Here is an 11,211-nt window from a genome sequence, read left to right as displayed (position 1 = left end):
CGGGCTGCTGGGCCGAAACCGCGCCGCGCTGCGACAGCGCGCTGGAGCGCACGTGCCGTTTGGCGGTGGAGTTGAGCTCCGCCTGCCGCTGTTTGACCACCGCCTCGGTGGCGCGCATTTCGCTTTGCCGCTGATCCAGCAGCGCTTTCGCGGCGGCGACCGCGCTTTCAGCCTCTTTGATCTGGGCGGCGGCCTCGAGGCGCTGTTCGTTAAGCACCCGAATATCCATCCGCGCCAGCACCTCGCCCTTGCGAACGAACTGCCCCTCTTTGACCAGAATCGCGGCGATGCGTCCGGCGGTTTTGCTGGCGATATCCACCTCGGTGGCTTCGATCCTGCCGTTGCTGCCGGCAAAACCCTGCGGAAGTCCCGGTGGACGCAGCGCCCATACTATCAGGGCGGCGATGACCGCCAGCAGGCCGACAAGGCACCAGGCCCAGTGCTGTTTGATTTTGTCCATACGCTACTCGCTCTGTTCCATATTGCTGAGTGATGCGCGTTTCTGTCCTCCAACATACGGAGTATTCTCTCTTTGAAAGACAGGGGAGTGGAGGGGCAAGGCCGACCGGCGCGCGGATCCAGCTGCGCGGAAAACCGGTGAGAAAGATGTGCTACGAATGTGGTCATCATCAGCAATCCTGGCCTTAAATGAAACACGCATAAATATAGCTACTGTCTATGGGATACTAGCACTTGTATTGAGTATGTCCATACGATAAGTGTGGGGTATTGACGCCGCGTCGCCAACCGCCCGCCGGCAGCCTGGCGTAAACGGCGGTTGCTGTATTTTCAATCTGGTTGGTCATAGCTAACTGTTGTATGATCTGCGGCCCTGAAAAGAGACAAACGTCAGCGAGTGCTTTATTCAATGAAAGATGAAAGCAAAAAATATATCGCGGTTATTTTTAAGGAATGGCTTCCGCTGCACGATGGCCTGACGCCGGAAGTGAAGGCGGTTCTTAATAATATTGCCGCCGAGCAGGCTGAAGCGCTGGCGGCCCGCTTTTATGACTTTATTTTTCAGGACCCGGATATTGCCAGGCACCTTACCTATGATCTGGTTCAGGAACGTCTGAGCCGCTCGCTGGCCGGCTGGGTCAAAGACATTTTGACCTGTGAGAAGGACGGCCTGCAGGCGCTGGCGGAACGGCAATACCATATTGGCAGCATTCACTCGCGGATCGGCATTCCTGCCGAGGCCGTGCTGCGCGGCGCCAGGCAGCTCAAGGCCGGGGTTATCGAATATATTCGCGACAGCGCGATAGACCGCCAAACCGGCGTGGCCGCGATCTACTATGCGATTATGGCGTTTAATATGGCGATCGAGATGATGTGCCATGCCTACACCCTGTCGCACTATCGGGCCACCAAAAACGAAGAGGCTTATCGCCTCTACAGCCTGATGGATAACGTACCGATGGAGTACGGTAAACAGCAGGCCGCGCTCTCCGGCTGGGAAAATACCGTTATTTTTAATATCGTTAGCGAAAATAAAAACGATATTAACGCCACGTTATTATCTGAATCCGAATTTGGCCTGTGGTTCCGCCATAAATGCGTGCGCTATTTTAATAAGAACGCGCAGATGGAAGAGATTGGCGGATTAATCTCTGAGGTCGATAGCCTGATTAGCGGCTGGAAATCAGCGGATAGCCATACGGGATATAAAGAGACGCAAAACCTGCTGCAGGGGATTCATATTCATTGCCAGCAGATCGGCAGCCAGCTGGGGGTGATTTTTAGCAGCCTGACGCAAATGCAAAACGGCAAAGACGCCCTCACCAGCCTGCTCAACCGTCGCTATCTGCCGGTGGTCCTCAAGCATGAGGTCACGCTCGCCATCGAGTATGAGCGGCCGATGACGGTGGCGATCGTCGATATCGACCATTTTAAAGAGATTAACGATAGCTGGGGCCACCAGGTGGGCGACCGGGCGATTAAGCACGTTGCCGATCTGCTCGGCGATAATATCCGCTCCAGCGACTATATCTTCCGCTACGGCGGCGAAGAGTTTCTGCTGGTGCTGGTGGAAACCGGTCCCCACGAGGCCCACGTGCTCCTTGAGCGCCTGCGCAAAAATATCAGCCAGCTCGCCTTCAACGTGGGCGGCGAGACCGAAATCGCCATTACCGCCAGCATCGGCTACGCCATCCATACCGGCCACCCTGATTACAACCTGCTGCTGCGCGACGCCGATAGCGCGCTCTATGCCGCCAAGCGCGACGGACGCAACTGCGTGAAGATGCATGAAGGCGGCAGCGGCGGCTAGGCCGTTTGCCGGCGACGCGCGATGGCGCAGGCCCGGAGCTTCTTCGTTCAGAACAGGATCGGCAGTCCCAGACCCCGTTTCACCTCATGCAGCGTCCGCTGCGTGAGGTCGTTTGCCCGCTCGCTGCCCTGACGCAGCAGTTCCTGCAGCATGCCTTTATCGGCAATAAACCGCGCCCGGCGCTCGCGGATCGGCGCCAGCAGCGTCTGCAAACACGCCTCCAGCGCGTTTTTACACTGCCGGTCGCCCAGTCCACCACGCTGATAGTGCGCCTTCATTTCGGCAACCAGCGGCTTATCGGGGTGGAAGGCATCGAGATAGGTAAAGACGACGTTACCTTCCACCCGGCCCGGGTCAGCAACGCGCAGGTGGCCCGGGTCGGTATACATGGCGCTGACCGCGCGATGGATCTCCTCTTCGCTGGCCGAAAGCGTCTGCGTATTGCCCAGCGATTTTGACATTTTTGCGCTGCCGTCAACGCCCGGCAGGCGGCCAACCTCGCTGAGCAGCGCCCGGCAGTGCTGCAGCACCGGCGCCGTCGTCAGGCTATTCATCTTATGTACGATTTCGTTGGTCTGTTCGATCATCGGCAGCTGATCGTCGCCGACCGGCACCAGCCCGGCCTTAAAGGCGGTGATATCGGCGGCCTGGCTGATGGGGTAGGCCAGAAACCCCACCGGCAGCGAGCGGGCGAAGCCTTTCTGCGCAATTTCATGCTTGACGGTGGGATTGCGCTCGACGCGGGCAACGGTGACGATATTCATGTACAGGGCGCTCAGCTCCGCCAGCGCCGGGAGGGCCGACTGCAGGCAAATCGTGGTTTTCTGCGGATCGATGCCGACGGCCAGATAGTCGGCCATCACTTCAAAGATATTGCTGCTTATCTTTTGCGGGTTGCTGCCGTTGTCCGTTAATCCCTGCAGGTCGGCGACCAGAATAAACTGCTGGTGGTCATGCTGCAGCTGCACGCGCTGGCGCAGCGACCCCACGTAATGGCCGAGGTGCAGCTGGCCGGTCGGGCGATCGCCGGTGAGAATGGTGTGGTTTGCGTTCATCAGAAACTCCTTACGATGCGGTTAAGCCGAAAGGCGCTGCTGAGAAATGACAAAGCCGCCTTCCGGCGGCTTTGAAATGGAAACGTGAATCGTGCCGCCTTTATGCAGGCAGCCACCAGCGAAGGGAGCGGGTAACGACAACGTTTCTGTTCATCGGACTATCCTGCCACGAAACGGGCGTCGGGTAAACCCGCGCCCCGCGAGCGTTACATCGTAGAGAAGACGTTCATGATGATGCCGCCGGAGATAATCAGCACCATCGCGAAGATGGCCGGCAGATCCGGCTTCTGCTTGTAGAGGATCATGGAGCAGATGGTGACGCCGACGATACCAAAGCCGCACCACAGCGAGTAGGCCACGCCCACCGGGATGGTGCTCATCGCGCGGGTGAGGGCGAAATAGCACAGCCCGTAGGCGCAGACCACCAGCACCGACGGCGCCAGTTTGCTAAAGCCGTTGGTCTTTTTGATCATCGAGGTGCCGGTGATTTCGGAGCCGATTGACAGCGCCAGCCATAAAAATCCGAGATTAAACATATGCTATTCCTTTCAGTTAGTTGGCGATTTTTTTGTCGAGAGGCGTAACCGGCTCGGCGGGCGCGGCGGCGCTCTCCTCGCTGCCCATTTTTGAGAACAGGTTCATGATGACGATGCCGCTGGCGATAACCGCCATGCCGATAATAGCCGCGGTATCCGGATGCTGGCCGTAAAAGGCCATGCCCAGGGTGGAAACGACGAGGATGCCGGTGCCGGACCAGGTGGCATACGCCAGGCCGACGGGGATATCTTTCACCGCGCGGGAGAGCGAGTAGTAGCAGGTGCAGTAGAGAACAATCAGCAGCGCGAGCAGCATCATTTTGGCTGAGCCTTCGCTGCTGCCGAACATTTTAAGCGTCGAAGTGGCTGAGGTTTCGGAGAGGATAACCAGCAGCATCCATAGCCAACATTTTGTTTTAGAAGACATAATAAACTCCGGATCTATTTATTAAGGTAAGATTCTTTTTTTCTGTTTTTCAAAAAATCGATGGCGGCATCGGTCAGCTCGGCATCGGGCGCGGCGGCTAGCGCTGGATTATTCACCACGTCCGTGACGGTAATATAACGCCGCGTTGCGTTTACCGGCGGCGGCGCTGCGCTGCCCGACGTCAGCCGCTCCAGCAGCTCGTTCATATCGCACAGGGTGACGCCGCACTCCGTCAGGCGGGCCAGCGTCGCGCGCATCTGCCCGGCATAGGCCGAGCCGGCCGCCGCGCCGTACAGCTGATTGAGCTCGCTGTCGGGATCGCAGCGGTAGCGCAGCGCAAGCACCGGCAGGCCGCTAAGCAGCGCCTCGTGCAGGCGTCTGGCGAACGGGCTGTGCAGGCTGCCGTTCGCCAGATCGGCCGCCAGCGGATAGTCGAGAAACGGCACGATCGCCGCGCGCCAGGCCATTGCCGGCAGCGCCTCCTGCCAGGCTGACGGCGGGACGATTGTACCCATTTCCTGCCAGCATGCAGCGTCCGGGATGCCTTCGTCCAGCGCGATATGCAGCGGCAGCCCGCAGGCCGACAGGCGGCGACGGATCGCCTGCCGGTAGCCGTCGGCGGCGGTGACCATCACCAGAACCGGCGGCTGCAGCCGGTGGATAATCCGCGTTACCAGGCGTTCGATCTCTTCGTCGGTCATGGCCGGTCTCCGTTAAGCGGGCTGGGTGATGACGACCTGGGCGCCGTTTTTCAGTCCGGCGGCGTTGGCCTCTTCGGTATCGATGTGGAACTCAAGCGCAAAATCATCGCGCACCCGAACCACCACCTCATCAAACGTCAGCCGGCGCTCGCCGCTGCAGCGGACGCTGACCTTCTGCCCGTTGCTGACGTTCAGCCGGCGGGCGTCCTGCGGCGACATATGAATATGCCGCCAGGCGCAGATCACCTGGGAACGAAGCTCAACGTGGCCCGCCGGACCGATCAGCAGCGCGCTGCCGGCGTTCTCCAGCTGGCCGGACTCGCGCACCGGCGCCCTGATACCGAGAGTGAAGCAGTCGGCGCGGGAAATTTCCAGCTGGCTGCAGGGCCGGGTGGGGCCGAGGACGCGCACCTGGGTCAGCGAGCCCTTCGGCCCGACCACGGTGACGCACTCTTCGGCGGCGAACTGCCCCGGCTGGCGCAGCGGCTTCAGCGGGGTGAGCGCTTAGCCCTTGCCGAACAGCGCCTCGACATCCTGCTGCGCCAGATGAACGTGGCGGTTAGAGATGCCGACCGGGATCTCCGGGGCGACGCGGCACAGGCGGGCGGCAATTTTTTCATGGAGCAGAGCGTCGATCATGCCTTCTTCCCTCTCCTCTGCGCGGCGTTTTTGTCTTCCGCCTGGCCCGCTGCCGGCTCTGCAGGGTAGGGCGCGGCCGGCTCTTTTTCTGGTGGTGGGAGCGAGGCGTCGGCTTTAGCCACCGGCGCCTCGGCCTTAGCCGCAGGGCGCGACGGGCGGCCTTTTAATTTACCCAGCGCATCGACCACGCTGCGCTCCGGACGGGCGATGACCAGCGAGCCGACGACCTGGCCCGCGGCGACCACTTCGACGCCGCGCTCAATCGCGGTGTGGATAGCGCTGATTTCGCCTTCAAAGCAGACGCTGACCAGCCCCGAGCCGATTTTGCGGTAGCCGATGCAGCTTACGCCTGCGGCTTTGCAGGCGGCGTCGACGGCCTGAACGGCGGCAACCAGCCCTCGCGTTTCAATTACGCCTAAACTTTTCATTGTCAGCTCCTGTTAATGGCGGACTAAACGAATATCAAAATCAAACTGCGCGAAGAACGTTTCCAGCTGGTTTAACTCTTCGGGCGAATAAGACGGGTCCTGAGTAATCGGGTACGGCATATCCAGGCGTTCATATTTTTTACGCCCCAGCTGGTGGTACGGCAGCATATCGATGCGGCGGATATTTCCGCGTTTTGCTAGCTTCTGTACGTAATCAATGGCGCCGGTAATGGCTTCCCAGGAGTCGTTATATCCGCGCACCAGCGGCATCCTGACAATCACGTTGGCGCCGGAGTCCACCAGCCACTCCAGATTGCGGCGGATCCCTTCGTTGCCAATGCCGAATAGCGCTTTATGGTGCGCGCTATCGATCTGCTTAATATCGAATAAGAAGGTGTCGGTGACCGGCGCAAGCTTCTGATAATTCGCCAGCGGGGTGGTGCCCTGGGTTTCGACAGCGGTATTGAGCATCATCTTTTTGCATTCGCTAAACAGAGCGACGGCAAAATCGGTCTGCAGGCTCATTTCGCCGCCGCCGATGGTCACGCCACCGCCGGAGGCGATATAAAAATCGTAATCCTGCATGATTATCTCCATCAGCTCGCTGACGGTGACGTCCTTGCCCATAATATCCAGCGCGTTCTGGGTGCAAATCTCTTCGCATTTACGGCAGCCGATGCAGTCCTTATTGCGGTCGACGAAGTGCTTCATTTCACCGTCTTCTTCCGCCCGGTAGTGGATCCCCGCCGGACAGACGCTGACGCAGTCGCCGCAGTTAACGCATTTGTCCTGCGAGAACATCACCTGAAACTGGCTGGTAAGCCCTTCCGGGTTCGCGCACCACGGGCAGCGGATATTGCAGCCTTTGAAAAAAACCAGCGTGCGAATACCGTCCCCGTCGTAGATCGAATACTTCTGAATATTGAAAATGCGGCCGGTTAGTTCTTGTGTTGCGATCACGCTTGCCTCCTCCTCGCCCTCCGGCAGGCCGCAGCAACCTTATCTGCGGCCCGCCCTCGGTGAAGAACTTCCTGTTATTTCTCAAATAGGGCTCAAATATTTCTCAAATAGTGCCTAGAACTTCTCAATCACCGTACGGCTGATGATTTCGTCCTGCACCTCTTTGCACAGCTCGACGAAGTAGGCGCTGTAGCCCGCCACGCGGACGATCAGGTCGCGGTATTTTTCCGGCTCCTGCTGGGCTTTTTTCAGCACTTCGTTATCGACGTAGCTGAACTGCATCTGGCCGTTGCCGAGAATCGATGCGGTACGCAGCAGAGTGATCAGGCCATGGCGTCCTTCAGGGGTATCCAGCAACCCTTTGAGGAACTTGAAGTTGTGCACCATGCCGATGTTCATGGTCTCCACGTTCATCTTGCTGACCGACTTGATTATCGCGGTCGGACCCTGCTTATCGGCGCCCTGCGTCGGGCTGATGCCGTCCGAGAGCGGCATCCACGCCAGGCGACCGTTCGGCGTGGCGTTGGTCAGCTCGCCGATCGGCGTGTTGTTGGAGATCGACAGGGTGCCGTGGCTGAGGGTGGAGTAGAGCATCTGGTACTTACGGCACTCGCGCTCGGTCCACTCGGTAATATCCAGCGCGTACTGGTCAACGTAGTTGTCGTCGTTGCCGTATTTCGGCGCGTTCAGGCAGTCGCGGCGTAGCCCTTCGAAGCCTTCAAAGTTCGCCAGCATCGCGTCGCGGATCTGCTCGAGGGTATATTTTTTATCTTCATAGACCAGCTTGCGGATCGCGGCGAGGGAGTCGACGTAGGTCGCCAGGCCCGAGAAGATCAGCCCCGGCCCGTGGTTGACCATCGCGCCGCCGGCCGCCACGTCTTTACCGCTCTCCATGCAGCCTTCCACCAGCAGCGACATCAGCGGCTTCGGCGCCACGTCGCGGTGCACGCGCTGGCTGATCACCGTCCCGATTGCCGACAGGCGCACGATATGGGCAATCTGTTTTTTCACCGCCGCGTCGAAGGCTTCGAAGGTGTGCAGGTCGCGCAGATCGCCGGTATCCAGCCCCTGATAGCTATCGAACAGCACCATCCGGCCGCGGTTCAGCACGAACTCGATGGCGATGGGCCACTGGGTGTAGCCGGTGGAGGTCCACTGGTAGATGCGGCCGGATTTCTGCGGCTCGACGCAGCCCATCAGGCAGTAGTCGCGGGCGTCTTCGAAATCGAAGCCTTTACGCAGCATCATCTTGATATGGGAGTCATCGAAGTGGCAGGCCGGGAAGCCCATACCCGCCTTGACCACATCGACGATTTTTTCCATGTACTTCTGCGGCGACTGGTTGTGAATGCGGCAGGCCAGCGACGGCTGGTAAACCTTCACAAAGCGCACGGCGTCCATAATCAGGTAAGTTAAGTCGTTGCAGGCGTCGCCGCCGGAACGCTTCTGGCCGCCGACGGTCAGGTTGATAAACGGCTGATAGCCGGCGAAGTATTTCGCCCCCAGCTCGCTGGACATCCACATCAGCTCGGCGCACTTGATGATAAAGGCCTGCATCATCTCCAGCGCGGACTCGTGGGTCAGGCGCCCTTCGCGAATATCGGCCTCAAACATCGGGTTGCAGTACTGGTCAACGCGGCCGAGGGAGAGGCCGGTCTGGTTCTCTTCGACTTCGAACAGCGACTCCACGGTCCAGATGCTCTGCAGCGCTTCCTGCAGGGTTTTCGGCGGGTTGGCCGGCACGTTCTGGTTAACCTCGGCGATGGTCAGCAGCTCGGCGCGACGCTGGGCGTTCTGCTCCCTGGCCGCCAGCTCCCGGGCGTGGGCGGCGATGCGGTGGGAGTAGTTAATGACACCCTCGCAGGTTTCGATCGCCGCCTTGTAGTAGTAAATGCGGTCGATATCTTCCGGGTTCTCCATGCTCAGCTGCTCGAGGCGGGCCTGGGCATCGGCCTTAATGCCGTTCATCCCTTTGGTGAACAGCAGAACGTCGTAGCCCGGGCAGGTATCGCCCCCGCCGTTGATCTGGTGATAGGAGAGGTCGCTGACGAAGGTCTCACCGCTGAACGCCCAGACGCCGGCTTCGCGATACTGCGCCTCGCAAATCTCATCCAGCGAACGGCCTTCCCAGAACGGGACGATCTCCTCGCGGATGGTTTTTTTATCTTCTTCGCTGATCTCAAACGGATCCTGCGGACGGGTGCTCATGGTGTCGAGCTCGTCGCGGACCCAGCGCCAGGCAATATCCGGCGAGAAGGCGCCCGCGCGCGGCTTGCCGCACGGATGGCCGACGATCAGCTCGTCATCCTGAATCAGGATCGGCGCGGTTTCACAGGCGTGACGGAACGCTTTGGCGCGCAGCAGAATGGTCGGCATGCCCGGGTTGGCTTTGACCACTTCGGTAAAGGCCAGCGCGCGGTAGATGGAGACGCTCGGGCGCACGGTCAGGTAGTGGTTACGCAGGCGCTGCATGCGCGGGGTAAGGCCTTCCATCACCGGGGTATCGGCGCAGGCGGCGAACGGGGCGGCGGAGACCTGCTGCGCGCCGCGGAACAGGCGCACCGGCAGATTCAGCGCGCTAAGGTTGTGCTGGGCGCTGAGGAACATCGCGGAGAGCGCGTTGATATTGGCGTTCTCGAGGCTCGCGCCGTGCAGCAGGGCGTCAAACATCGGGTAGCCGTCAATGGCGCAGGCGGCGCGGACTTCGCTCAGCTCAGCCAGCTTGAACCACAGGCATTCGACGATCTCATAGGCCTGCTGCGGCGTCAGGGCGCCGCTGTCGATATCGCGCTGGTACCACGGCAGCAGGGCCTTATCGGCGCCCTCCGGGTTCACCGCATAGCTGCCGTTATCGAGCTGCAGCGCGAGCTGGAACAGATAAAAGGCCTGGCAGGCTTCTTTAAAATTGCGCGCCGGGTGGGCCGGAACCTGGTGCAGGATGGCGGCGCTGTCGCGCAGCTCGCTCTGGCGATAAGCGTTGCTTTCGCCGGCGGCCAGGGTCTCCGCGCTGTTAGCGAGGTTTTGTGCCAGGGTCAGCAGCCCGTCGCAGGCGTAAATCGCCGCGCGGCAGCCGTTGACTTCATCCATGCCGCTGCGGCTGACGGCGCTGCCCAGGCTGCGGGTCTTCTCTTCGAGCTGGTGTTTTATCGCCAGCACGCCTTTCTCAATGACCAGCTTATAGTCCGGTGAGTCGAGGTCGCCGTTCAGATTGAGAAACTGGAACGCCGACGGACGATGGGCCGCGCTTTCATCGTGAAAGATAGCGCCGTGCGGTTTGCGGGTCTGGTTGCCGACGATCAGCTCGTCGGCGCTGATGCACACCGGCAGCTGGCGCATCAGTTCGTAGAAGCGGCGCGCCGGTTTAACGGCGGCGGGGACGCCCGCGATATCGCCATCAAGGGCGTTGAGCGTCGTGGCGTGTTCGGTGCACAGGGTGCTTTTTTGTGAGAGTAAACGTTTTGCCAGCACGTTGACGCGCGGCGTTAAGCTGTAGTGTGCCATGGGTAAGGTTCTCCAGTTCTTGTTATCAGTGGCCCTGAACGGCGCCGCCGGTCCACGCCCGGCGATAGAGTTCGGTTAAAGCGTGAGCATCCGGCACGCGCGGGTTGGTTGGGGTACAGCCATCGCGCAGCGCCTGGCCGACCATTTCCGCCAGCCGCCGGTCAAAATCAGCGGCATCGACGCCGGTATCGCGGATGCCGGCCGGCATGGACATTTCATCTTTTAATGCCTGAATGGCGATCAGCAGGCTGGCAACGCCCTCGCGGGGGTTGGCGGCCGGCAGATCCAGCAGATGAGCCAGGCGAGCGTATTTGCGCGCGGCGTCGGTATCGCACCGTCCCTGATAATCGGCGTTCCACGCCACGACTTCCGCCATCAGCAGCGCGTTGGCGCGGCCGTGCGGGACGCGGAAGACGCCGCCAAGCGCGTGGGCGAGGCTGTGGGTGATGCCGAGCGAGGCGTTGGTGAAGGCCATTCCCGCCATGCAGGAAGCGTTATGCATCTTTTCCCGCGCCAGCAGGTTATCGCCGCTGCGCCAGCAGGTCGGCAGGTAGCGAAACACCTGCTGCACCACTTTTTCCGCCAGCGCGTCGGAAAAGTCGCTGGCATTGAGCGAGACGTAGGCCTCCAGCGCGTGGCACAGCACGTCCATCCCGGTATCGGCGGTGATCGCCGGCGGCACCGAGGCCACCAGC

At 60.4% G+C, this 11,211-nt stretch carries 10 protein-coding genes and 1 pseudogene; 1 reads left to right on the top strand and 10 read right to left on the bottom strand.

What is annotated here, in order from left to right:
* The coding region (locus tag PFH44_RS20130) for an HlyD family secretion protein (protein WP_283825937.1) at positions 1-460 on the bottom strand (460 nt) is incomplete at its 3' end.
* Positions 461-868: 408 nt separating this feature from the next.
* Here PFH44_RS20130 and PFH44_RS20125 point away from each other — a divergent pair.
* The gene (locus PFH44_RS20125; protein ID WP_283825936.1) at positions 869-2,269 is read left to right on the top strand and encodes a GGDEF domain-containing protein; all 1,401 of its coding nucleotides are present in this window, start codon (positions 869-871) and stop codon (positions 2,267-2,269) included.
* 47 nt (positions 2,270-2,316) lie between these two features.
* On the opposite strand, the gene trpS is transcribed toward PFH44_RS20125, so the two are convergent.
* The 9 genes and pseudogenes from trpS to PFH44_RS20080 form a co-directional block, all read right to left on the bottom strand.
* Positions 2,317-3,324, bottom strand: a complete 1,008-nt coding sequence (trpS, locus tag PFH44_RS20120; protein WP_283825935.1) for a tryptophan--tRNA ligase — start codon at positions 3,322-3,324, stop codon at positions 2,317-2,319.
* A 206-nt stretch (positions 3,325-3,530) separates the two neighbouring features.
* Positions 3,531-3,860: a DMT family transporter gene (locus PFH44_RS20115; RefSeq protein WP_041143869.1), complete on the bottom strand. Its 330-nt coding sequence runs from the start codon at positions 3,858-3,860 to the stop codon at positions 3,531-3,533.
* A gap of 16 nt (positions 3,861-3,876) precedes the next feature.
* The gene (locus PFH44_RS20110; protein WP_045860288.1) at positions 3,877-4,287 is read right to left on the bottom strand and encodes a DMT family transporter; all 411 of its coding nucleotides are present in this window, start codon (positions 4,285-4,287) and stop codon (positions 3,877-3,879) included.
* Between the two features lie 14 nt (positions 4,288-4,301).
* Positions 4,302-4,988, bottom strand: coding sequence for a hypothetical protein (locus PFH44_RS20105; RefSeq protein WP_283825934.1), 687 nt, complete (start codon positions 4,986-4,988; stop codon positions 4,302-4,304).
* Between the two features lie 12 nt (positions 4,989-5,000).
* Positions 5,001-5,627: pseudogene (locus PFH44_RS20100) on the bottom strand (phosphate propanoyltransferase).
* On the bottom strand, positions 5,624-6,055 hold the full coding sequence (locus PFH44_RS20095; RefSeq protein ID WP_283825933.1) for a BMC domain-containing protein: 432 nt from the start codon (positions 6,053-6,055) through the stop codon (positions 5,624-5,626). The pseudogene PFH44_RS20100 and the gene PFH44_RS20095 overlap by 4 nt, the downstream one beginning before the upstream one ends.
* Positions 6,056-6,067: 12 nt before the next feature.
* A complete protein-coding gene (gene cutD / locus PFH44_RS20090; RefSeq protein ID WP_283825932.1) occupies positions 6,068-7,015 on the bottom strand; it encodes a choline TMA-lyase-activating enzyme in 948 nt (315 codons plus the stop codon).
* Positions 7,016-7,129: 114 nt separating this feature from the next.
* Positions 7,130-10,516 carry a choline trimethylamine-lyase gene (cutC, locus tag PFH44_RS20085; protein WP_283825931.1) on the bottom strand — a complete coding sequence of 1,129 codons (3,387 nt, stop codon included), beginning with the start codon at positions 10,514-10,516 and terminating at the stop codon, positions 7,130-7,132.
* A gap of 25 nt (positions 10,517-10,541) precedes the next feature.
* Positions 10,542-11,211, bottom strand: a 670-nt coding sequence (locus PFH44_RS20080; protein ID WP_283825930.1) for a dehydroquinate synthase/iron-containing alcohol dehydrogenase family protein, incomplete at its 5' end; no start/stop codon positions are given.

The sequence above is a fragment of the Klebsiella sp. Ech2A genome (assembly GCF_030078455.1).
Lineage (GTDB): Bacteria > Pseudomonadota > Gammaproteobacteria > Enterobacterales > Enterobacteriaceae > Klebsiella > Klebsiella terrigena.
Note: the sequence above shows the minus strand (reverse complement) of the source record. Positions and strands in the feature narration are given on the sequence as shown.

Coding starts and splice junctions, on each gene's coding strand:
- trpS (WP_283825935.1), bottom strand. CDS start 3,324: ATGAACGCAAACCACACCATTCTCACCGGCGATCGCCCGACCGGCCAG.
- PFH44_RS20095 (WP_283825933.1), bottom strand. CDS start 6,055: ATGAAAAGTTTAGGCGTAATTGAAACGCGAGGGCTGGTTGCCGCCGTT.
- PFH44_RS20110 (WP_045860288.1), bottom strand. CDS start 4,287: ATGTCTTCTAAAACAAAATGTTGGCTATGGATGCTGCTGGTTATCCTC.
- PFH44_RS20115 (WP_041143869.1), bottom strand. CDS start 3,860: ATGTTTAATCTCGGATTTTTATGGCTGGCGCTGTCAATCGGCTCCGAA.
- cutC (WP_283825931.1), bottom strand. CDS start 10,516: ATGGCACACTACAGCTTAACGCCGCGCGTCAACGTGCTGGCAAAACGT.
- PFH44_RS20125 (WP_283825936.1), top strand. CDS start 869: ATGAAAGATGAAAGCAAAAAATATATCGCGGTTATTTTTAAGGAATGG.
- PFH44_RS20105 (WP_283825934.1), bottom strand. CDS start 4,988: ATGACCGACGAAGAGATCGAACGCCTGGTAACGCGGATTATCCACCGG.